This is a genomic window from Alteromonas sp. 5NW40-0090 (genome assembly GCF_057552975.1).
Genome location: NZ_BAAJLT010000016.1, coordinates 98,074 through 121,924, shown reverse-complemented (window position 1 = coordinate 121,924; position 23,851 = coordinate 98,074). Strand labels below are relative to the sequence as shown.

15 protein-coding genes are annotated in these 23,851 nt (G+C 44.4%); 10 read left to right on the top strand and 5 right to left on the bottom strand.

Going from position 1 to position 23,851, the window contains the following annotated elements; genetic code table 11:
• Positions 1 to 24 precede the first annotated feature (24 nt).
• The 6 genes from AC27KT_RS18645 to AC27KT_RS18620 all read left to right on the top strand — a co-directional run bounded on the left by AC27KT_RS18645 (position 25) and on the right by AC27KT_RS18620 (position 7,318).
• Positions 25 to 1,041, top strand: coding sequence for a LacI family DNA-binding transcriptional regulator (locus AC27KT_RS18645; RefSeq protein WP_487132414.1), 1,017 nt, complete (start codon positions 25 to 27; stop codon positions 1,039 to 1,041).
• Positions 1,042 to 1,250: 209 nt separating this feature from the next.
• Complete coding sequence (locus AC27KT_RS18640; RefSeq protein WP_487132412.1) at positions 1,251 to 2,741, top strand: UxaA family hydrolase; 1,491 nt, start codon at positions 1,251 to 1,253, stop codon at positions 2,739 to 2,741.
• 11 nt (positions 2,742 to 2,752) lie between these two features.
• Positions 2,753 to 4,168, top strand: coding sequence for a glucuronate isomerase (uxaC, locus tag AC27KT_RS18635; RefSeq protein WP_239301883.1), 1,416 nt, complete (start codon positions 2,753 to 2,755; stop codon positions 4,166 to 4,168).
• A gap of 2 nt (positions 4,169 to 4,170) precedes the next feature.
• Entirely contained in the window at positions 4,171 to 5,712 is a 1,542-nt protein-coding gene (locus tag AC27KT_RS18630) for a mannitol dehydrogenase family protein (RefSeq protein ID WP_487132409.1), read from the top strand.
• Positions 5,712 to 6,350 (top strand): bifunctional 4-hydroxy-2-oxoglutarate aldolase/2-dehydro-3-deoxy-phosphogluconate aldolase, encoded by a 639-nt coding sequence (eda, locus tag AC27KT_RS18625; protein WP_487132407.1) that lies wholly within the window; start codon positions 5,712 to 5,714, stop codon positions 6,348 to 6,350. The genes AC27KT_RS18630 and eda overlap by 1 nt, the downstream gene beginning before the upstream one ends.
• Positions 6,347 to 7,318 (top strand): sugar kinase, encoded by a 972-nt coding sequence (locus AC27KT_RS18620; RefSeq protein ID WP_487132405.1) that lies wholly within the window; start codon positions 6,347 to 6,349, stop codon positions 7,316 to 7,318. The genes eda and AC27KT_RS18620 overlap by 4 nt, the downstream gene beginning before the upstream one ends.
• Before the next feature lie 134 nt (positions 7,319 to 7,452).
• On the opposite strand, the gene AC27KT_RS18615 is transcribed toward AC27KT_RS18620, so the two are convergent.
• Positions 7,453 to 8,388, bottom strand: a complete 936-nt coding sequence (locus AC27KT_RS18615; RefSeq protein ID WP_487132403.1) for a rhamnogalacturonan acetylesterase — start codon at positions 8,386 to 8,388, stop codon at positions 7,453 to 7,455.
• 203 nt (positions 8,389 to 8,591) lie between these two features.
• Positions 8,592 to 11,291, bottom strand: coding sequence for a TonB-dependent receptor (locus AC27KT_RS18610; RefSeq protein ID WP_487132401.1), 2,700 nt, complete (start codon positions 11,289 to 11,291; stop codon positions 8,592 to 8,594).
• Positions 11,292 to 11,968: 677 nt separating this feature from the next.
• Between AC27KT_RS18610 and AC27KT_RS18605 the strand changes: the two genes are divergently transcribed.
• The 4 genes from AC27KT_RS18605 (at position 11,969) to AC27KT_RS18590 (ending at position 18,100) form a co-directional block, all read left to right on the top strand.
• Positions 11,969 to 13,174 (top strand): glycoside hydrolase family 88/105 protein, encoded by a 1,206-nt coding sequence (locus AC27KT_RS18605; protein WP_487132399.1) that lies wholly within the window; start codon positions 11,969 to 11,971, stop codon positions 13,172 to 13,174.
• A 33-nt stretch (positions 13,175 to 13,207) separates the two neighbouring features.
• Positions 13,208 to 14,674, top strand: coding sequence for a glycoside hydrolase family 28 protein (locus AC27KT_RS18600; RefSeq protein ID WP_487132397.1), 1,467 nt, complete (start codon positions 13,208 to 13,210; stop codon positions 14,672 to 14,674).
• A gap of 94 nt (positions 14,675 to 14,768) precedes the next feature.
• A complete protein-coding gene (locus AC27KT_RS18595) occupies positions 14,769 to 15,887 on the top strand; it encodes a pectinesterase family protein (protein WP_487132395.1) in 1,119 nt (372 codons plus the stop codon).
• A gap of 89 nt (positions 15,888 to 15,976) precedes the next feature.
• Positions 15,977 to 18,100, top strand: coding sequence for a response regulator (locus AC27KT_RS18590; RefSeq protein WP_487132393.1), 2,124 nt, complete (start codon positions 15,977 to 15,979; stop codon positions 18,098 to 18,100).
• A 64-nt stretch (positions 18,101 to 18,164) separates the two neighbouring features.
• Here AC27KT_RS18590 and AC27KT_RS18585 read toward each other — a convergent pair whose 3' ends face one another.
• The 3 genes from AC27KT_RS18585 to AC27KT_RS18575 all read right to left on the bottom strand — a co-directional run bounded on the left by AC27KT_RS18585 (position 18,165) and on the right by AC27KT_RS18575 (position 23,761).
• Positions 18,165 to 19,052, bottom strand: coding sequence for a WYL domain-containing protein (locus AC27KT_RS18585; RefSeq protein WP_487132391.1), 888 nt, complete (start codon positions 19,050 to 19,052; stop codon positions 18,165 to 18,167).
• Positions 19,053 to 19,170: 118 nt separating this feature from the next.
• Positions 19,171 to 19,737 carry a PEP-CTERM sorting domain-containing protein gene (locus AC27KT_RS18580; RefSeq protein ID WP_487132452.1) on the bottom strand — a complete coding sequence of 189 codons (567 nt, stop codon included), beginning with the start codon at positions 19,735 to 19,737 and terminating at the stop codon, positions 19,171 to 19,173.
• A 16-nt stretch (positions 19,738 to 19,753) separates the two neighbouring features.
• Positions 19,754 to 23,761 carry an ExeM/NucH family extracellular endonuclease gene (locus tag AC27KT_RS18575; RefSeq protein ID WP_487132388.1) on the bottom strand — a complete coding sequence of 1,336 codons (4,008 nt, stop codon included), beginning with the start codon at positions 23,759 to 23,761 and terminating at the stop codon, positions 19,754 to 19,756.
• Positions 23,762 to 23,851: the final 90 nt, after the last annotated feature.

Here is a 23,851-nt window from a genome sequence, read left to right as displayed (position 1 = left end):
AATAGCGCGGAAAAACAGAGAATTATGAACAAGCGCCCGACTATCAATGATGTTGCAGCTCTAGCAGGGGTATCAAAGCGTACCGTATCACGCGTCATTAACGGTGCGACCAATGTGGGAAAAGCAACACGTGAGCGCATTGAAGCGGTCATTCAAGAAACGGGGTTTGCCCCTGACAAGCAAGCGCGTGGTTTAAGTACTAGCCGCTCTTACTTGATAGGCTTGATTTATGACAACCCTGATGCCTTGTATATCGACCAAGTACAAAGAGGCGTGTTAAGCATATGTTCTCAAAAGGGCTACGAATTGGTCGTTCATCCCTGCCGTTACAATGCCGACGGCTTTGTTGATGACTGTATCAACTTTGTACGTCGCTCAAATATTGACGGCGTTATTATCTTGCCCCCTGTTTCAGAGTCAAAAATATTGGCCGATGCGCTCCAATCAAAGAACATTAACTATGTGAGAATGGCGTCTGTAGATTTAGATGACCATCAAAATATTGTCGTTAGTGACGACAGAGCAGCGTTAAGTGATTTAGCCCGTTATATGGTATCACTGGGTCATAAAGATATTGGTATTATTAGCGGTCCTCAGCAGTACCATTCCTCTAATGAGCGTTTGGAAGGCTTTGTTGAAACGCTGAACGGTTTAGGTGTAGATGTCCCAAAGAACAGGGTGATTGAAGGTAAAAATACCTTCGAAAGTGGAATCGAATGCGCCCGTCAATTGCTTATCCAATCACCACGAGTTAAAGCTATTTTTGCGAACAACGATGAAATGGCGGCAGGTGTGTTAAAAGTGGCACACGAAATGGGTATTACCGTGCCTGACGAACTTTCAGTCGCAGGGTTCGACGACAACTTACTCGCCGCTCGCGTGATCCCTGCTCTGACCACTATTCAACGCCCCGTGGGAGATATGGCTGCTATCGCAGCGCGTAAAATCATTGCACATATCGAAGGCAGTGAGGTCAGTGAATCCGAAACCTATTTAGTTAAACCCCACTTAATTATTCGCGATTCCATCAAAAAAGTGTGACTTTTTTATCACGAAGTGTTGATTACACTTCTTTTTCAGCCTAATATGCCACCGGTGGCATATTTTTAAACAAGAATGTTAAAAATAAAAATTTGTAAACTGGGCGTAAAAGACAACGTTTTTTAACTTCTCGCTCTTTTAGAATATTCGGTGTTTATCCAATACAACCGAGCAGTAAAGTTAGCCGTTAAGATGAAGTAGGATTTGTCATGGACGTTAAAACACAATTAGTTAGAGTGCACAACACTGATAACGTCGCGGTTGCAACCTGCCCTATCGCGACAGGCACTTACATCACTGAATATGACATTACAGTTAGCCAAGACATTCCTGCCGGTCATAAGGTTGCCTTAGCTGAAGTGTCAAAAGGTGACAACATTAAAAAATATGGTTTCAGCATTGGCGCTGCAACGCGACAAATTAATGCTGGTGAACATGTTCACAGCCATAATGCAAAGACCAAGTTAAAAGGGACTGAACAGTACGTTTACGCGCCGTCAAATGGTGCTGCAAAACAAAAACAACTTCCTTCTAGTTTGCAGTTTATGGGCTACAGAAGAGAAAATGGGAAAGTAGGTATTCGCAATGAAGTGTGGATCATTAATACCGTAGGCTGTGTAAATCGAACAGCAGATCGTATTGCCAACGAATGTAATCGTCGCTTCGCTAGCGAGTGCGATGGGTTCCGTGCATTCACCCACCCTTTTGGCTGTTCTCAGCTGGGCGATGATTTAGATGACACGCGCACTATCTTAGCCTCTCTCGCATCTCACCCTAACGCTGGCGCAGTGTTAATTGTCGGTCTGGGATGCGAAAACAACCAACTGAAGAACTTACTGCCTCACGTTGATAAACCAGAAAACCGCATTCGTTTCTACAACGCTCAAGACGTGGTAGACGAATTAGAAGAAGGCGTAAACGCAGTTTACGACTTGCTAAAAGTAATGGCCAATGACAAACGTGAGCCCATAGACGCTAGCGAATTAACGTTGGGAATGAAGTGCGGTGGTAGCGACGCATTTAGCGGAATTACTGCCAACCCAACAGTAGGGCGTGTTACCGATTTAATGTGTAATCTAGGCGGCTCGGTCATTTTAACCGAAACGCCAGAAATGTTTGGCGCCGAACAGCTCTTAATGAATCGCGCTAAAAACAAAGGCGTATTTGAGGCGTTTAACTCGCTGATTGATGAGTTTAAGAACTATTTTATCGCCCACAACCAACCTATTTACGAAAATCCGTCTCCAGGCAATAAGGCAGGCGGTTTAACCACGCTAGAAGAAAAGTCTCTCGGCGCGGTTCAAAAAGGTGGAACGTCTACTATTCAGTCCATCTTGCAGTATGGCGAGCCCAAGCAAGATAAAGGCTTAAGTTTATTACAAGCACCTGGTAACGATGCCGTTAGTTCAACGGCGTTGGCAGCATCGGGGGCACATATCGTTTTATTCACCACAGGCCGAGGCACGCCCCTTGGTTTTCCTGTACCCACAGTCAAGATATCGTCAAATTCAGATATCGCTAATAAGAAGCCACATTGGATAGATTTTAACGCTGGACAAGTTCTAGAAGGCGTCTCTATCGATAAGTGTGCCGAAGCGCTACTCCAACATTGTTTGGCAGTGGCATCTGGTCAACAAACCTGCAACGAGAAGAATGGCAGCCATGAGATTGCTATTTGGAAACGTGGCGTCACCCTCTAAAAGAGAGCGTTATGGAATCGATATTATTACATGAAGATAGACTTTTTCCTGCCGATGAAGCAACCCGAAGTGTTGCAAAGGCGCTGTATAAGGAAATTCGAGATCTCCCTATCATAAGTCCACATGGCCATACTGACCCACGTTGGTTTGCACAAAACAATAATTTCACCAATGCAACCGAGTTGTTTATCACCCCTGATCACTATGTGTTCAGAATGCTGTATAGCCAAGGTATCAAATTAACCGATATTGGTGTGCCACGTTGGGACGGCGGCGAAACGGAAAAGGATCCACGTAAAATCTGGAAACTTCTGGCAGATAACTATCATCTATTTGCTGCCACACCATCGCGTTTGTGGTTAGACACTGTATTTCACGATGTATTTGGTTTGCGAGAGATGTTGTGTAGCGACAACGCAACGCATTATTACGACCACATCACTGCGCAGCTTCAAGGGGATGACTTTAAACCCCGTGCACTGATGGACCGCTTCAATATTGAAGTAATTGCGACCACCGAAGGTGCGCTTGATGCCCTTCCCCATCACGCGGCGATTAAAGATACACCGTGGGCAAAGCGGGTTATTACCACCTTTAGACCTGATGATGTAGTCGATGCTTCACGCGAAGATATTGTTTCAAATATTGAGAAACTTGGTGAGCTCACCGGTGAAGACACTGCAACCTGGCAGGGCTACCTGAAAGCAATTCGTGCACGACGTGCCGTCTTTAGAGAGCACGGTGCAACAGCAACAGATCACGGACACCCAACGGCGAACACAGCTGATTTAAGTGAAGCTGAGTGTATTGCTTTATTCGATAAAGTAAGAAGTGGAAACAGTAACGCTGAAGAGCAAGAGCTATTTAGAGCGCAAATGCTTACCGAATTAGCGGGAATGAGTGTAGAAGATGGCATGGTGATGCAAATTCACCCTGGTTCGTTTAGAAACCACAACAGTCAGCTCTTTACACAGTTTGGTCGCGATAAAGGCCACGACATTCCAATGCAAACAGATTTTGTTAAAGCGCTTCGCCCGTTACTCGGTAAATACGGTAACGAGCCTAACCTCGACATTATTCTATTTACATTAGATGAAACCACGTACAGCCGTGAATTAGCACCCCTTGCAGGCCACTACCCTTGCCTGAAACTTGGTCCTTCTTGGTGGTTCCACGATAGCCCTGAAGGCATGTTGCGCTTTAGACATCAAGTGACAGAAACCGCAGGTTTCTTCAATACTGTTGGTTTTAATGACGATACGCGCGCGTTCTTGTCTATTCCTGCACGTCATGATGTTGCCAGACGCATTGATTGTCGCTTCCTTGCACAGCTAGTTGTGGAGCACCGCATCAGTGAAACAGAGGCGGCCAGTATTGCCAGAAAGCTAACTTATGATTTTGCTAAACAAGCATACAAGCTGGGGTAGACATGACCAAGCCGTTATCAATTTCAACGCTGCCTCTTTTAAGTAACAGCGTTAGTAAACCCACTTACGACCTAGAAGCAACCGGTTGTGGGATTGTTCATATTGGCCCGGGCGCCTTTCACCGTGCGCACCAGGCGTATTACACCGAAAAAGCGCTGGCTTACGGGGGCGACTGGCGTATTCACGGTGTATCGATGCGCAGCGCATCACTTAAAGAAGCGTTAGCTACGCAAGACAACCTGTATGCTTTGTGCATTGTTGACAACGAGCCTGAAACTCACATTATTGGCGCAATTAAGGCACTCTCTACGCTAGCGAATGACCGCGAGGATATTGTTGCTGCGCTGGTTAACAAACAGACTAAAATTGTCACCCTCACCGTGACAGAAAAGGGCTATTGCCTTAATGCACAAGGTCACCTTGATACCGACCATCCAGATATTAAAGCTGATTTAGTCACGCCAGAAACACCGGTAAGCGCTGTTGGCCTTATCGTGCAAGCGCTGTCACAGCGAAAGCAGGCAGGCTACGCAGACATCACCATTATTAGCTGTGACAATGTGTCAGATAACGGCAAGAAGCTTCAAAAAGCGGTAACCGAATTTGCTAATAAAACTGACGAGTCATTGGGTCAGTGGATCAGCGACAATATTTCCTTTCCCTGTACTATGGTCGACAGCATTACACCTGCTACTGAAGATAGCTTTAAAGCTAATGTTGCCGATGAACTGGGTCTAACCGATAACTGGCCTATTCAGCGTGAGACATTTACTCAATGGGTAATTGAAGATAAGTTTTCTGGCCCAAGACCCGCATGGGATAAAGTGGGCGTTACCTTTACCCATGATGTAAGCTTCTTTGAAAAGGCGAAGCTTCGCATCTTAAACGGTAGCCACTCAACATTAGCCTATTTAGGCTTACTACTTGGCAAAGAGACTGTATTTGATGCGATAAGCACCCCAGCTATCAAACAGCTGATTCAAACCATGTTACAGGAAGAAATCGTTCCATCTCTAAGTAGTGGTTGCGAACATGACGGTAGCGCTACACAAAACTTCGATCTCAACGCTTATTCTCAAGATATCGTGAAGCGTTTCGAGAATAAGCATATACGGCACCTTTTGTCGCAAATAGCTTGGGACGGCTCACAGAAAATCCCATTTCGTATTCTCGACACAATACGCGATAACCTAAAAGCAAGACGAAACATTGATTTGCTCTGTACTGCCGTTGCTGCTTGGTGCCTATTTGTAAACAACAAGGCACGTCTAAACGAAACCATTACCGACCCGCTAGATAGTATGTTAAGGGCTACGGCAAAATCGGTAGACTTTCAGGCAATAGAACTTGCTAAGAAATTGCTGTCTCTTGATACCATGTTCGCCGAACTGTCGGTAAATAATACGTTTAAAGATAAGGTGCTCGAAAAAGTTAATCAGCTACTTGATATTTTATCGCACGAAAATAGCAACGAAACTGAGCAAGGCTCTGTTCCCACAAGGTTAACAGAAAGTTCGCTAGATTCACTAAAAGGAACCGCGTGATGAAAAGTACCTTTTCCATGCTTAAAGGCGCCCCATTGCTCCCTATTATTCAGCCTAAATCTGTTGACGAAGGGCTTCACCTAGCAGAAGCAATTGCAAATAGCGGTCTGTGCAACATAGAAGTAGTGAAACGCAGCGACGCTGCATTTGAAGCCCTGTCAGCGATTAGAAAACAGTTTCCTGAACTAGTCGTGGGGATGGGCACATTATTAAATCGCAACCACGTATTCGAGGCGCTAGATGCTGGCGCGCAATTTTTGATAACACCCACAAGCTCAGAGGCATTGCTCGATACACTGATTGCTTCTAATGCCCCCTTTTTGCCAGGTGTAGCTACGCCTGCCGATATTCTCTTGGCGCACCAAAAAGGCATTCGCGAAATGAAGTTCTTTCCTGCAAGTCTTAGCGGCGGAACACCCTTTCTTAAAGCTATTTCAAGCGTATTTAGCGATGTTCGCTTCTGCCCTACTGGCGGCATTAATGGCGAAAACGCGAATGAGTATCTCTCTCTTGGCAATGTTCGAGCGGTAGGCGGTACATGGATGATGCCCAAGGAAGCCATTGAAGCAAAAAATTGGCAAGCTATAACTGTGGCATGCCAGCACAGCCTAACAATATTTGATGAGGCGGCGGCATGAGCGTAGTTGATACCAAACAAAGAATGGTTATTTTTGGCGAGTGTATGGTAGAGCTTCGAAGCACTCAGCTTGAGTCATCAGTTAGTACTTGTGACGAAAACACAGGTAATAACTTAATGGCGAAAAGCTTTGCTGGTGACACGTACAATACTGCGGTTTATTTAAAACGTTGTTTACCGTCATCCTCTATTAGCTACTTAACGGCTATCGGCGCAGACTTTTTAAGCGACGAACTGATGTTCAACATGGGCGAACACGAAATTAATACCGATTTAGTGTTTCGCTCATCGACGCATAATCTCGGTCTTTATATGATCCGCAACGATAATGAGGGTGAAAGGACCTTTGCATATTGGCGAAATCAGTCCGCTGCAACACAGACGCTTAATATTATGAAAGGCGCTGAATTTGCTTGCGACTGGTTTTATTTGAGCGGTATCTCTATTGCCATTTTAGACGACAAACAGCGCGCTACACTTTTTGAACTAATTTCGTCCCTTAAGGCCAAGGGTTGTAAGATTGCCTTTGATCCTAACTATCGCGCACGCCTTTGGTCCTCAAAAGAAGAGGCCAAATACTGGACGGGCAAGGCTTATGCTGAATCTGATTTGGCATTCCCTGGCGCAGACGACCATTTAATGCTGTTCGAGCACACCAATGCCGAGGAGATATTTACCTATTTAGCCGACAAACATATTGAAGAAATCGTGATGAAAAACGGTGCGGTTGGTGTCCATATTCTTCGTAAACCCGAACAGTGTATTGTGCCAGTTGAGCGTGTTGAGCACGTGGTGGATACAACGGCTGCTGGCGATGCGTTCAACGGCGGTTATATGGCGGCGCGACTTGCAGGTAAAAAGCCCGTAGAAAGCGCGAGTTATGGAGCAAAAGTGGCAGCGACTGTAATAACCTACCCAGGTGCGATAATATCAAGTGATGCTTTCAATAGTCACATACCGTCGCTATAGTCGGTATGTGGCATTTCTTTTCTATTCCCTACCACTGTTGACCTTGAAAACGTACGCCAATTAAAATAAAGGCGCCCCCCCACCAAAAAACACGGCACGCCCACATTAACGCGCCACTTCATTTTTAGGTAAGCTCACAACGTGTCTCGATATACGTATTTTGCTAGTGGGTGCGCTGTCGCTTTTAGCTCTCGCACAAATATTTGCGCCATTTTAGCCGCGCCTACTACGTTCAAGTGAGTGTCGTCCGTTTTGCCCTGAGGGTAGCGCGCATATAGGTCGGCGGGCACCTTAATGAAAAAATGGTTGCTGTTAGGCTCGCCTATCTGAGCAAGAAAATCGCAGGTTAAAGCGTTCATAGGGATAAATGGCACGTTATTTTGTGCTGCCACTTTTTTCGCAGCATCGGCATACGCCAGCAACGTCCGTTTTAATACACCTTCCTCAGTGAAATGACGCCTGCAAATACTACTTGCGATAATCACTGATGCCCCTTTTGCTTCAACATCCTGAACAAACTGATTCAAGTAAGCTGGATAAGCATTTTCCGGGTCGGCATAGCGAGCAGGATCCGACTGTTTCTGATCGTTATGACCAAACTGAATAGCCACAAAATCACCTTCAGACAGATCGGATAACAGAAGCTGCCAGCGTCCCTCATCTACAAATCGCTTTGTGCTTCTGCCGTTAGCCGCGTGGTTTTTAATATTAAGATTGGGCAGCATGAATTCAGGAAGCAATTGCCCCCACCCACGTTCTGGATATGACAACATAGGCTTGTCTGACATGGTTGAATCGCCGACCAGATGTAGGGTAACTGGCTTTTTGTAGGATAGAGCTTTTACAGCCTCTTCACTGCCTTTATTAGTAGCGCTTTGGATTGAAGCACTATGGGAACCCGAACTGGTAAGTGCATAAGCGCTAGATTGCGCCGCATAACTAATGTGAAGTGTACTTGTGCCTTGCTGGCCTGCCACTGTAAAAGTACTCGATGCAGCAAAAACGCTTGCAAGACTGTAGCGCAGCGCGTTGAATATTTTCCCTGTGGTGGGTTTATTTGAATTTCTCACACCTTTTCTCCTTTTCAATATTTCTATTGTTGCGATGCAAATTGCTCAAAAAGTCAGGTAGAGGCGTGCTGAACTCCTTCCGGCCTAGACTTTTTGCACATAAAAAAGGCCATCATTACGATGGCCAAACATACCCGTCTTCACGGAACACAACATTTAATTTTGATCTCAGGGCGACCAATTTTCTTGGTCGCCCTGCTATTTTACATAGTATAACGAGCACCCAAGAAGAACTGACGGCCCGTGTGGTTGTACTCACGTACCAAGTTCAATGAGCCATCACCCGTGGTAAACAAACGCTCGTACTCATCGGTAAGGTTAATTACTTCAAAGGTCAACGTTAGCTCGTCGTTTACGTTATAAAATGACGAGAAATCTACCTGCGTAGGTCCTGTCGTACCGTGCGCAACATTACCATTGCTGCCAGTAAAGTCTGTCAGGTAATCGTCGCGTTTGTTAACTGACACACGCGCACCGTATTGGTCTGTTTCGTAATACACCGTAAAGTTGTACGATGTTTCACTCATACCTTCGATGTCGTCAGCGTTAACGTGAGTGTAGTTCGACACGATACCCATGTTTTCGAACAGGCCTGGTAGAAAGCTTAGCGGCTGCTGATAAATTAGCTCATAACCGCTTACACTTCTGTCTTCAGCATTAATTGGACTGCTATGCTCGTATGGAATAGTGCGTGGGTCTAGCGCAATTACAGGGTCAAACTGTGCATCGTTGTCGATAAAGTCGTAATAAGCGCTGTCGACTAGACGCTCTTCTGATGCACGAACAATCCAGTTATCAATATCTTTGTAGAACACCGTTGCTGCAATTAGCGCTTCGTCATCAAAATACCATTCCACGCCAAAGTCTACGTTATCAGACGTAAACGGGTCTAGGAACGGGTTACCTACGCTCACCGAGCCGTTAATATAATCAAAGCTTGGGTTGCCAGGGTTTAAAGAATTTAGGCTTGGACGCGTCATAGACTGGGTTAAGCCAAGGCGAACAACCACGTCATCGGTCGCTTCTAGTGCTAAGTTAACCGCTGGTAAAAAGTTGTTGTAGTCATTTTCAATTTGTACGGTTTCACCTTGAATAAAGCCCTCGGAGGTAGTGGTTGTTTTCACGTAACGCACACCGTAGTTGGCGCGAAGCAACATGTCGCCAATCTCATAGCTTGTATCCATCTCGATATAAGCAGCAGAGGTTTCCTCACCTACTTGCCAGCTTTGTGCAGAGCGTGGTGTCCAAACAACGTCTAGCAATTGACTGTTAATAGCATCAAAGTCAGCCACAAGGAACGGATCAAGTGTTCCATCAAAGCCGCTACCAAAGTCATCTACAGGCATCATTTCAGCAAAGCCGACCGCCGAATCTTGATCTGGGAAACCATTAATTTGCTCTTCGCTGTAGGTTACAACACGATCGTTGTAGGCGAAGCCTGCCTTGATTGTCACTTCATCACCAAGATAAGTGGCATCAAACTTAACTGTGTCGTTTTCGCGCAACACATCGGTGGCGCGCAAGCGACCGTCGCTTAAATTATAGTTACTTGCATCGTTTACATCATAGCCGTAAGTAAGTTGCGGAGCATTGATATTGTTGCTGAAATCAAAGCCATAGCTCGTTTCTTCAAGTAGCGTCATGTTGTAACGATATTGCTCTGAACGCGCGTCAGATTCTGCAGTACCTGCCATTATATCAAGTTTAAGGTTTTCACCAATAAACCACTCGCCAGAAATCACGAATTGGCTAAAGTCAGTGGTTGATTCTTGTAAGCGGCTTTCTATACGCGATTTGATACCGTCGTAAGTACCAGCCAGCACCTGTTTGCCGTTTGGATGTACTGTAATAGAGGTAGGCGTAATTTCATCGAATGTACTTCTGAACATGTGGAAGAAGTTATACATGGTACGGGTGTTATCAAGCTTAGACACTAAACCGTCTAACGTTAGTGTGAAATTGTCTGTTGCAGCCCACTGAATAGACCCCGTAAAACCAGTACGCTCTTGGTCATTGCCAAAGTAATCAGGTCGCGGAAGGCGTGGCGTCCACAAGCAGTTAACAGGATCAACAGATTCGCCTTGATACTCGCAATTGCCCACGTCTGGCGTGCCGTTCACAACAGTATCAGACGTGTCGGCAAAGATGCCGCCCCCGTCGCGAACCGGTGTTGTCCAACGAACCGTACCGAAACCTTCTTGCCTTACTGTGCGCTCAGAAAACGCGGCAGAAAACAATACGCCCACTTTGTCATCAGCAAAGCGGTTGCTGATCATAAAGGCTGCACGTGGATCAGTCTCTTCAGTAATGCTGTTATACCCGCCCTGAAGAGACGATACGAATTTAAAACCGTCATAATCGAACGGTTTTGCTGAATAAAGATCAACGGTACCTGCAATACCACCTTCTTCCATTGAAGCTGTAGGAGATTTTTGAATATCTACGCGATTAAACAACTCAGATGCGAAAATATTAAAGTCGAAGCCACGTCCGCCGTTAACACCGCCACCTGAGTCTGTACCATCTGTACTTGCTGGTACTTCCATGCCATTTAGTGTTGTGCGGGTAAAAGAAGGGCTCAAACCACGCAGGGTAATTTGGCGACCTTCTCCCCCCTCACGAGAGATGGCTACACCAGGAACACGCTGAATAGACTCTGCAATATTTAGGTCCGGGAATTTACCAATATCTTGCGCAACTATAGATTCTTTGCTGTTAACTGATGTTCGCTTTTCCATCAGTGATTTATTGAGAGACCCACGAAAGCCAGATACCTCTATGACTTCCATATTTTGTGCTTCGGTTTCACTAGTTTGTTCGTCTGTGGCTTCTTGCGCATGAATATGTGCGCCTGACAACGCTAACGTGACAAGAATAGCGAGTTGCTTTTTCTTTGGTAACATTGTTTTTTCTCCGGTTTTTATATTTAAGAGCGACGCGCATACAGAGAAATGATGAATATACTTTTGAAACGTGTCTTGACTATTCAAATTTACACAAATTCAACATTTAACGTATTTAACCATTTCACTTCCCTTTGTGCCACCGGATAACATTTTTGTGATTATTATCGCTAATGCTATTTTTAAACCGATCGCACATATAGGCTGTTTAGGAAGCGAAAACGCGTCAATTCTATTTCATTCTCTACAGTGGCATTTCGACCACCAAAACAATGAATAAGAAGCATTGCAGGGTACTGCTCTATGTTTTATTAACGCAAAACTTCTCTTCGGCAATAATGCAAATCCCGAAATCGACAATGAGATTTACATTTGATTTACATCCTAACCAGTTATGCTACCGGTGGCAACAATTTTATTTCGAAAATTTGTAATAACTAAAATTTTAAGGAAAAAATCCGAACAAAAACAACACAACCAAAATCGCCTAAATCACGCGGAAGCTAAATAAAATAAACTTACATATTAATAACTTAAAAAACACAGGCACGTTAAAGGAGGTGTAAGGCAAAAGATAAAAAAATGTGAACAATATCGTTGACATACGTTAAAATAAAAATCATTATGCTACCGGTAGCACACAGTGTATTCACAATGTTATAAAATAAGGGTTTGTTATGTTTAAAGGTATTCTACGCGCAGCTTCCGTTGTAGCTTGCACGGCGTTTGTTTCTTTCACTGCTAATGCAAATAATTCGGTACAAATGCCTCTCGACAACACACAGTCTTGGTCTATCAGAATGATAGAGTCTGAAATGGTGCGTTTCCCAGAAGCTTGGCAAATCGATTGGGATGAGAATCCGCAGTGGGATTACGTTCATGGCCTCAACCTCCTCGCCATAACAGAGGTCTATCAAGAAACTAAAGATCCCCGTCTTTTGTCTTATGTAAAAGGTTACTATGACATGTTGGTTCAACAAGACGGAAGTATCAAAACGTATGATATCAATAAGTTTAATATTGATATGATTAACCCTGGCAAAGTGCTGTTTTTCCTTTATGAAGAAACCGGCAACCCTAAGTACAAAAAAGCCGCCGACCTTCTTAGAGCGCAGCTTACTACTCACCCACGTACCGAGCAAGGCGGCTTTTGGCATAAGAAACGCTACCCAAATCAAATGTGGCTTGATGGCTTATACATGGGGGCTCCCTTCTACGCTGAATACATTGTTAAGTACGGCGATATGAAAGAGCTAGACGATGTATTTTTGCAATTTGAACTCATTGAAGAGCACTTATACGACGAAAAAACCGGCTTACCCTTACATGGCTGGGACGCATCTAAAAAGCAAAAGTGGGCTGATAAAGAAACAGGTCTTTCTCAACATCACTGGTCACGTTCGCTAGGTTGGTATGCTATGGCAATGGTGGATGTGCTAGAAGTTGTTCCTGCCGAACATCCAAAAACACCGTGGCTACAAGCGCGCTTTAAAGCGTTTATCGACGCTACGCTTACCTATCAACATAATTCAGGCACCTGGTATCAGGTTACCGACTTGGGAAGCCGTGAAGGAAACTACCTTGAAGCATCAGGTACAGCTATGTTGACCTACGCTATGGCTAAAGGTGCAAGCCTTAAGTTTCTTCCTGAAAAATACAAAGCTCACGCAGAAAAAGGGTTTGCTGGACTTCTTGATCAAATGATTTCGGTTAACCCAGAAACTAACGTTATCAGCCTTGAACAAGTTTGCGCTGTTGCTGGTCTTGGTGGAAATCCATATAGAGATGGTTCATTCGACTACTACATGAGTGAGCCAATCCGAGCTAACGACGCGAAAGGTGTAGGTCCATTCATTCTGGCTGCACATTATTTGAATAAGTAAAAAGCGCTAAATTGTAAATAAAAGGGGTATATGATGTTCCGACCTAACTCACCGAATACCAGACGTCATTTTTTAAAGTCTGGTCTCGCCACCACTGTTGCAGCTTCTGGGATGGCTGTAGGTGTTCCTACATTCCTACCTGGATGTGCAAATGTGACCGAAACGGGAAGGACTCAACGCCAGTGGGACGCCGAAGCAAACCTTATTAAAGGAATGATAAAGCGCCCCACCTTTGCAAAGCGCGAAGCTAATGTTACCGACTTTTTAAAAGAAAATGGCAGTGACTTTAAGCAAGCGTTACATGCAGCTATCGACCAAGTCGCACGCCAAGGTGGTGGCAAAGTGGTTGTGCCAAAAGGCGACTGGCTATGCAGCGGCCCAATTCACTTACAGTCGAATATAAACTTGCATATTGAGGCAGGCGCAACCATTCGATTTTCTACCCATCCTGATGACTACAAACCTTACGTTTTTACTCGCTGGGAAGGTATGGAGTTAATGGGCTACTCCCCTCTTATTTATGCCTTTGAGCAAAGTAATATCGCAATTACCGGCAAAGGTACGCTTGACGGTAGCGCGGCGAAAGACAACTGGTGGCCATGGAAAGGTAAGTGGAAGGCTTCAACATGGGGTGACGATCCGGTTGAGAACCAAAAATATACCCGAGACACGCTGCAAGAAATGGTAGAAAACGGGACCCCCGTTAGTGACCGCGTTTTTGAAGATAACTACCTGCGTCCTCCGTTTATACAACCTTACCGCTGTGAAAATGTACTTATCGAGGGTGTTACCATCCTGCGCTCTCCATTTTGGTTAGTTAACCCAGTGCTTTGCAAGAACGTCACCGTTAACGACGTGTACTGTAAAAGTTTCGGACCAAATTCGGACGGCTGCGACCCTGAAAGCTGCACGAACGTTCTTATCTCTAACTGCACGTTTGATACAGGGGACGATTGCATCGCCATTAAATCTGGACGCAATGCAGACGGCAGAAGGGTCAATGTTCCCTGCAGTAATATCGTTATAGAACATTGCGAGATGAAGGCTGGCCATGGCGGTGTTGTAATCGGCAGTGAAATATCCGGTGGTGTAGAGAATCTCTATGCTCAGTATTGCAACATGAGTAGCCCTGATTTAGACCGCGGCATTAGAATTAAAACCAACAGTATTCGAGGTGGTCACCTAAAAAATTTAAACTATCGCAATATCGATGTTGGGACGGTGAAAGACGCTGTTGTTGTGAATTTCTTCTACGAAGAAGGTGATGCCGGTAACTTCCCTCCTCTACTGGAAGATATCACTATAGAGAACTTAAACGTTGCGTCAGCTAACCGGGCCTTTGTGCTTCGCGGGTATGACCATACGCCTATTTCTGGGTTGATGTTAAATAACATAACGATAAAACGTGCGCTTAAAGATGCCGTTATCGAAAACGTAGCGCACCTTTCAATAAACAATGTGTTTATTAATAGCCAACCATTTAACAAGCACGCGCTGTAGAATAAAGACTATGGAATTTAATAAAGCACGTGTCAGTCTTAATTTAGCCTTTGTGTTGCTAACAAGTATACTTTTCAGTGGATTGAGCGCGGCAATGCCAGCAACGACGGATGTAGTAGTAGCTAAATCACATGACAGTGACGATGACTATGACGCAAGTAAGGACGCTTTACCTCATTTTAACTCTGTGTCCCAAGCTGTTGCTTATATAGAGTCTCACAAGCCACAAAAAGATAAAGTATGGACCGTCTTTATTAACGAAGGCATGTATCGAGAGCGTGTCGTCATTAACGTTGATAACGTTCACTTGATAGGCCAGTCGCAAGCAACAACGACTATCGTTTTCAATCGATATGCAGGTCAAAAAGTCGCAGAGAACTCTGATGAAAAATGGGGAACTCGTCGCACTGCTACTGTAGAGATTTTAGGTGATAATATCACTCTGGAAAATATCACTATCACCAATGATTTTGATTACCCCGGTAACGAGGTCAAAGCAAAAGACGACCCTACTCGATTATCAGGTACGCAGGCAGTAGCGCTTAAAACCGATGTGAACTCCGATCGCACTTACCTTAAAAATGTCGCACTCTGGGGTTACCAAGACACTCTCTATTTAAAAGGTGACCGCGCTCTGATTGAAGGCGGAACAATAGCAGGACACATTGATTTCATTTTTGGTGAGGGCACCGCGTTTTTTGAAAGCGTTTCTATTGTTTCTCGTACACGTTATTCTGGCGGTGATAGCGAAGGACTAACAGGCTACATTACCGCCCCAAGCACTCATTTACAGCGTCCTTATGGATTAACGTTCAATAACTGTAGGCTTGAAAGAGAAAACGGCGTTCCAGATGAAAGCGTGGCCCTGGGAAGGCCTTGGCATCCAACAACCACCTTTTCAGATGGCCGATATGCAAACCCTTACGCTGTAGGTAAAACCACGTTTATCAACACTTATATGGCAGGTCATATCATCCAAAAGCGCTGGACTACCATGGATGGAACTACGCCATCAGGTACAAAGAGACCATTTAACCCCCACACAGAAGCAAGATTTTCCGAATACCAGTCTCATGGAGAAGGTGCACCTAAAGCAATCTCCTCACCAGCAATAAACTCTCATATTCTGAATGATAAAGACGCCGCTTTTTACACTAAGGAGGCGGTATTGCGAGGCTGGGGGCCAAACCATTTTCCAAGCGATGATAGATAGAGTGACTTAATAAAGTAATTTTCTCAGCACATTGCGTAACCACTTGGCATCTATTATCTTTTAGTTACCACTGTGCATCTCTATACCTTATGTCCATACGTTTTCGATATATCGTTGCTTTAGCGCTAACAGCATCGCTAATTACCTTGTCTTTTTTAATTCTTTCAGGATTAATTAAAGAACAAAAGCAAGATGGAGAAATTATTAATATTGCAGGCCAGCAGCGTATGCTATCGCAACGCATAGCGATGCTCGCTGCTTCATCGACATTGTGTAAAGACAATCAAGAATTAGGCTACTTAAAGCAAGATCTTGCTAAATTCAAACAAAATCATGAGTATCTTGTTTCGTTGGAACATCTGCCTATCCAAACGTTTAACACTTATTTCCAACAAGGACAGCTTGATTCAAAAGTCAAAAACTTTGTCGATAACGCTGAGAGCTTGTTAACAAATGCACGCTGCGAAACGTCTCCTATTATGCCAGTTCAAAACCTTACCTCGCTTCTACAGCAGCTAGACAATGTTGTCAGCCAATTTGAACAAGACGCAATTTCACGTGTAGATACGGTGCTTACTATTGAAATGTACCTGTGGCTTGCAGCACTTGTTCTGCTGAGTATAGAAGCCGCACTTATTTTCTTTCCTATGGAACGTCAGGTTAAACGTTCTATTAACGCGCTAGAGCACTCGAAAGAATTGGCACAAAATGCGGCAGAAAAAGCAGAGAAAGCCAGTAAAGCAAAATCGGAATTTCTATCAAGTATGAGCCATGAGTTGCGTACGCCAATGAACGGTTTATTTGGCATGATAGAGCTGGCAATAGATAACCCCGAAAAAAGTAACTTGTATTTAAAAAAGGCAAAAACAGCCGGCCGGCAGCTGTTAGTTTTGATCAACGACATATTAGATATATCGAAGATTGAAGCAGGCAAAATCAAAATAGAACAGGCCCCTGTTGACTTGTTACAAGTACTAGACGATGTAGTTTCATTGCAACGAGTTTATTGCCAGCGTAAGGGCCTCGAATTTCACTATTTGAAAGACGCAGATCTTCCCCATGTTATCGAAGGTGATATAACGCGAATAACGCAAATCTTACACAATCTGCTGAGCAACGCGATTAAGTTTACGGCCGAAGGGTCGGTAACGCTAAAAGTGACACTCGCTAAACATGAAAATGGCAATCGCCTTAACTTTGATGTTATCGATACAGGCATTGGCATACCTTCTTCCAAGCTAGAAAACATTTTCAAAAAGTTTGAACAAGCTGACCAATCTACAACACGAGAGTTTGGCGGCACAGGGCTGGGGTTGAGCATCGCAAAGCAGCTAGCTAACCTAATGGATGGCGACATTAATGTGGTCTCATTATCAGGCAAAGGCAGCACCTTTACCTTTACATTGCAGGCAAGAGAAGCACAGCTCCCAGATATCAATATTGTGCCAAGTGTTAACTTGCGTTGTGCAATCATTGACGACCTTCAAACCAGTCGCGAATACTTTGAGCACATCGTTGCGTCTATGTCGATTGAGCCCTGTAGCTATGAAAGTGCGAACGCATTTTTAGATGACAAACCGCTGAGTTTTGATGTCATAATTCTTGATCTTTCTATGCCAGAAATGAGCGGCGTAGATTTGCTTCATCAGCTTAAAGCTTTAAAACCGCCTAAATTTCCTAAAGTAATATTAATTTCGGCAGAGCTAGAAAGACTGGAAGACGAACACGAAATACTTGAAAGTATTTGGAAGACTCATGCCAAACCAATCAACAGACGTGAACTGGAAAATGATTTAAGTAAGCTGATTGAAGCAAAGCCTATTAGCCGCCAAGAGATTCAAGAACTCAACAAAAAGAAACGGGTACTATTGGCCGAAGATAACGAAATTAACGCCGAGATTGTCAAAGCTATATTGCAAACTGAAGGGTACAAATATTTGCATGTTAAGAACGGCCAAGATGCCGTTGAAGTAAGCAAACGACACAAGTTCGACCTGATACTTATGGACTGTAACATGCCTATTATGGGTGGTATCGAAGCTTCCACTATTTTGAGAAAAACCTTGGAATCTAAGACTCCCATTATAGCTTTAACTGCTAACGCATTTGCCGAGGACAAAGGAGAATGCTTGGCCGCAGGCATGGATGACTTTCTAGCAAAACCGTTAGATAAAGACACCCTGTTAATTACAATTAAGAAATATATTGGATAAGGTGCCCACCAATACTGCGGGCCAACTTCACTTGGCCGATAGATGTAACCCAGACAATGAGTTGCTACACGGTGTAGGCCTCTTGCCCCCCTATATACCCCGGGGCAATAGCAAGGTTGTCAGTGTCTGCCAAACTTTGTTGGTTTCTAAGCCAAAGCTGATATTCACCAGTGCGCAAGCTTGCGTGTTTTGTGCAGTCAACGTTCCAGCGGCGGAGTAAATACCCTGCCATAGCCGCGCGTACCTCTAATTTGAGTACGCCTTCTTCCATGGCGTAATCAAGCTCTATTGCCGTAGAATATTTGATATTTTTGGGGTGAGGCACTATTTCGAGCGAAATAAGTCTTCCCCACTCTTCATCGTGTTCAATGCATTCGTGGATTTCAGGCTCAGTTTTAACTGTAACCTTACTGATTCTTGTCAGAACGAAGTCGCGAAAACTTTGTGATTTTCTATCGAAGGCGCGCACATGCCAGCGCTGACCATTATCAACAATACTATGCGGCACAAGTTCTCGTGCGCCACTGCCACTAGACAGCGACGTGTAAATAACACTCATCGCCTTTTTGTTGACTATGGCTTGTACTACTTTGGCGACCACAAAAATATCAGGCACATTCAGGGAAGATGCACTTTCTACCGGAAAGTGTACATCGCCAATGGCATCAAAACCGTCCGATATGTCGTTAGCAAGCTTTATCAAGGTTCGTTTTGCATCGTGCTCAAAAACCGGAACGAAGCTTTCTGTTTGAAAATAGCGCTTTTCCCTTGGATCATAGATTAAATTTTCAGGCGCTAACTCTTTATATAGCGTAAAGTCACGAGAGCCTGCCGATAACCCTACCTCAAAACGATTTATTAAATCTTGGCGATGAATCGCCCCTTTAAACAAAAGGCAGAAATCGATATACGCCAGTCGCTGGCGTTGTGAAAAAGAAATGGTTTCTAACATGGTGCGCACTTATTGTATTTTTATTCAGTGTGGTTCATTTAAAGCCGCATGTAAATAACAAAAGACATAAAAAAGCCCAGCTCGTAGCTGGGCTTGAATTTTCAGCATTTAGGGTTTATCACTTCGCTCGTTTACGAGCGAAAACCATGCCACCTAAAGCGAAGAGCGAAAGCACTAGCGTACCTGGTGCGGGAACTTGAGCGATTTCAAAGCTTGTGCCTTGAGGATTATTATCAGCGATGTTACTTCCAAAGAAATCAGATAGTTGAGCTTCAGAAAATGAAAGGTCGACTTTTCCGCTATTTAGCGCAACTAAAACAAACGAGAAAATGTCCACCTCATTTTTGCCAGCTTGAAAAAACTCTACTGGACCAAAAGTAGCACTACTTAGTGACGCTGAATTAGCTGAGCTATCATTTAAGGGCCCAAAAAGCGGCACCCCAATAGCACCTAAATCCATTACAGTAGTTGGATCAAAACTTACAAACAACGAATCAAACAAAACAGCGATATCATACCCAAAGAAGTATGTCTGAACGCCATTTGCTGACAACTCTGAAGCTCTCACTGTTGCTGTAATCGTTTCGCCAACGTTATAAGTATCTTTATCTGTTGTAATCGAAATGAGTGCTGCATTTGCATTAAAGGTTGCTGCAGCCACTAGTAGTAAAAAGAATTTTTTCATTGTTATTTTCCTAAAATTAAATTGCACAGTTAGCGCGTGTACACATCGCCATTAATGCCTGAATATCGAAGAAGCTGATTTGGCCATCGCCGTTAAAATCGTAATTTTCACTCGTCGCTTGCCCTTGCAAAAACAGTTGATAGAAGGCCATGATATCGCTGTAATCTACATCGTTATCACCATCAAAATCTCCAACTGTTACTTCTTCTGGGAAGTTAAGCACTACCACAACAGGGTCATGATCTGACGAGCGATACGCATCAGCGCCGTAGTAACTAGAAAGCTGGGTTTCAGTCTTATAATTTACGTTATAATCGAATACGCGGGGTTCATCGGCGTTAATGTGCCATACCGTTGCGTCTACCACATATTCCGTTAATGATGGGCTTGATAAAGCGTGATCTAAGTAACCTACTTCTCCGCCGAAGCTATAGGAATAAGCGCTGTCGCCATCAAAGAAGTTAACCAAGTTACTGTAGCCAGCCTCTTCAAGAGCAAGGATAGGGTCTTCTTTCGCATAGGCATTCAAATCACCCATTACGATAACGCGGTCAGACAAGACGTCGCTGTTTTGCTCAACAAGGGAAATCAGACCTTGTGCAGCTTGGGTACGCTTTTCATTCCAACAACCTTGACCGTCACCTGAGTCTGCGTCGTTGTCTGTCGCACCACCACAACTTTTTGACTTGAAGTGATTTATCGCTAAGGTAAAGTCTTCGCCATTACTGTTTACGCTAAAGCTTTGTAGTAAAGGTTGACGGTTGCCATAGTCAAATGGTGCCTCAGATGATGTCACAGGGTTACCCTGAAGCGAGACTACTGCTGGTTTATAGATTATACCTACAGCAATTTCATCGCCGCCCAGCAAAGACTCTAATGCAACATAGCTGTACTCATCGCTGCCTAGTTCCGCGTTAACGCTGTCAACCAATGTCGCAATTGCAGAGTCGTTTGCGTATCCATCGTTTTCAATCTCTACTAGACCAAGTACGTCAGCGTCCATCGCCACAATGGCAGATACTGTTTTCGCTTGTTGACGAGCAAATTCAACTTCTGAATCTGCGCCGCGAGAGGTTGGGAATTCTGGACCATTGAAGTAGTTAAGCACATTAAAGCTAGCCACTTTTACATCACCGATAGCATTTAGCTGTGGTGCAGCAATTCGTGGGTTAGTGCGCACGGTTTGAATATCACCAACAGGGATTAAGTTGTAAGCACCAAAGGCATAATGTAATACGCCTTCAAGCGCCTCTACACTGTCTCCCAAGCGCAGTGGATTGTTGTGAGATAAACCACCTGCTGGAAAAGGAATATCATCCAAATTCTGTGATGTAGCTCCGTCCTCAACCAATAAGGTGTTTCGTGCATTGATTTCAGCTAGCGCCAACGCTTCTTCTGAACCCGCTACAAACTGATTAGTAGGAATGAATAAGCGTTCTGACGACACGTTAAACTGACCATAACGCCCAAGATTATAGATATCAGAAACTTTAAGGGTTTGCTCAAAACTAATGTGCATGCCCTCTAGTGCCTCTAAATCAGTATCAGGACTAAACGGCATAGCAACTGAAGTATAAAGCACACTGCTACCAGTACCCATAACCTCTACATCTGCAGACAAGGCTAATTGTGTTACACCAAAACGCTCGCCCACTGTACCTTGCAAACGCACCGCATCACCTGCTTCTGGTAGACCAAATGAACCTGCGTAAACAAACACACCTTCAGAAGTTGCTTGGTTATTGTCTGAATCACTTGCTTCTTCCTGAACAAAGAAACCGCTCATGGCTGGTACAACTTTGGTGACTACTGCTTCAACAATAACATCCGTGCCGACAAGCGCTGATTCTTCACCATCACCTTGAATTGCGCTGATAAGTACGACTTCAGCAATTGGACCTGTTGGGTCAGTAGGATCCGTCGGATCGGTTGGGTCTGTTGGTTCGCTTACTGAACCGTTGTGAGAGCCAAAATTACTTAGCGTATCTTTTGGAAAGCTGTCCCATTCATCAGTGGTAAACGCTGGGTTGCGGTTGGAGTTTCCTCCTGTCACAGAACTCTTACGTACTAACGTGATGTCTTTGCCCCAATTAGTCTTAACGCCAAAAGTACCTAATGCATCTACAACTTCACCGTTGTAGACAAGCTCAAGGTAATCGTCTCCATTGAAGTTCATTACTAAATTGCTGATTTTTGAACCAGCTTTAAGCGAAGCATCCGCACTCCCGTGAGCGAACGTTGCTACACCACCAGCAGGAATTTCGCCTTCAAGCGCTAGCACTTTGCGGTCGGCATCGGCGGTATCGCCGTTTGAAAGTAAAACTAATTCATAACCAGACAAGCTTACAGTCTGAGTCGAACTATTGAAGAGCTCTATCGCTTTGTTATAGCTACCGCCCTCAATATACTCTGAGATGTAAATGCTATTGGTTGACGGCCCAGTATCACCACCTGAGTCTCCACCGGTATCACCGCCTGTATCGCCGCCAGTATCACCACCTGTGTCTCCACCTGTATCGCCACCCGAGCCATCACAGCTTTCGTTAAAGATAAGTGAAGCAAGTTCAGGCTTATCAATAAACGGGTTACGGTTCCCTTGGATTTCAAACACACGCTCGTTACGGCGACGCTCAAATTCATCAACTGGATCGCTTTCATGCCACTGAAGCAGCACACAAAGCTTGCCAAATGCTGCTTCGTCGGTAGACGTTAAGCGGTTTAGCAATACTAAATCTTCTTCGGTATCACCTGCAGTGTTACCGTCGTAGCGCACATCCATATAAAGCATAGAGCGAGCTACGTCGCCTTTCACTGCATCGCGCGGCTCAAAAGAGTCATTATCAACACGGTTTGTTGGTGCCTCTGCCAGTGTGCTATCGCTAAAGTCAAAATCAAGATTACCGCGCGAACTGTTAACGGAGATGTCTGTAGGACGCAGGTGAAGAATATCGGTGTATGCCGTTAAGCTTGAGCTTGAAAAGCCATGACTTTTTGCCCAAACATGCTCACGGTTCCAATTATCTGAGTTAGTACTCTGGCTACCGCTTCCGTTGGTAAACTTACCTTGCGATATCCCTTTGTAAAAAAGGATGACATTGTCAGTATTTGAAGGGTCTTCATCGGTATAGGTAAGCGCAGTCCACACCTCAGAATATGATAGCGTGCGATGACCATTTTCAATGATGTTATGTGTTGTTTCTTTCAGTGATTGTGCACTTTCGCCGTTAGCAATGGCTGCATCTAAAGCGGCGTAGTAGTCCGATGCTACAAAATCACTCGCTAAATTAATTGCTTCTAAATCTGGGCAATTAAAGCAACTACCGCTTAAGAAAAGAAGTTCGTTTGAAGGATCGCCCCCGTTATCAGGATTATCACCGCCGTTGTCTCCTCCATCATTGGCACCGCTTCCGGTTACCGAAATACTGTCTAAATTTAAGTATTCTGTGCCAGCATTATTAGCCATAGCGACTTTCAATACTAACGTGCTTCCGCTTCCAATTGATTCATTTATCGTGGCACTACCGAAATCATCTTGTACGGTGTTGGATGCCCCTTCGGTACGCGTTACAAGCTCAAAAGCGCCGCCATCTAATGAGTAAAATACATCAATGTAATCAGCCGATTCAAAATCGCCGCTTTCCGAGAGCACTGCGTTTATGGTGACATCACCCGCATCAGTGATATCTATTGATTCACTTAACCAAACCACTTCGCCATCGACATCACGGGCTTGCATGGCGCCGTTTTCTACACGAAACCAATCATCAGTTGCAGTTAATTGACCTTCTGAAACATCAATCGACCAACGCTCAACGCCTTCAAGGTTTAGAACTGCCCCGCCAGGATTAGAGCCAGTTGCGCCTTTGTCTTGTAGCTCGGCCGCTTCAAAGTCTTCTAGCCAAAGCGTTTCGGCCGAAGCGTTAACTGATACCGCGCCCAGTGACAATGCCCCAGCCAACAGCGCGTTTACAACTTTAGCTGATTTACTCAGCTTATACTTTTGTGTGTTACCCTCATTAATCATTTTGCTTTCCGCTTTATTTGTATAAGGAAGGTATAAATTCTTATACATACGTATACGCAGCAAGCACTTAATAAAAATAATAATAAAACA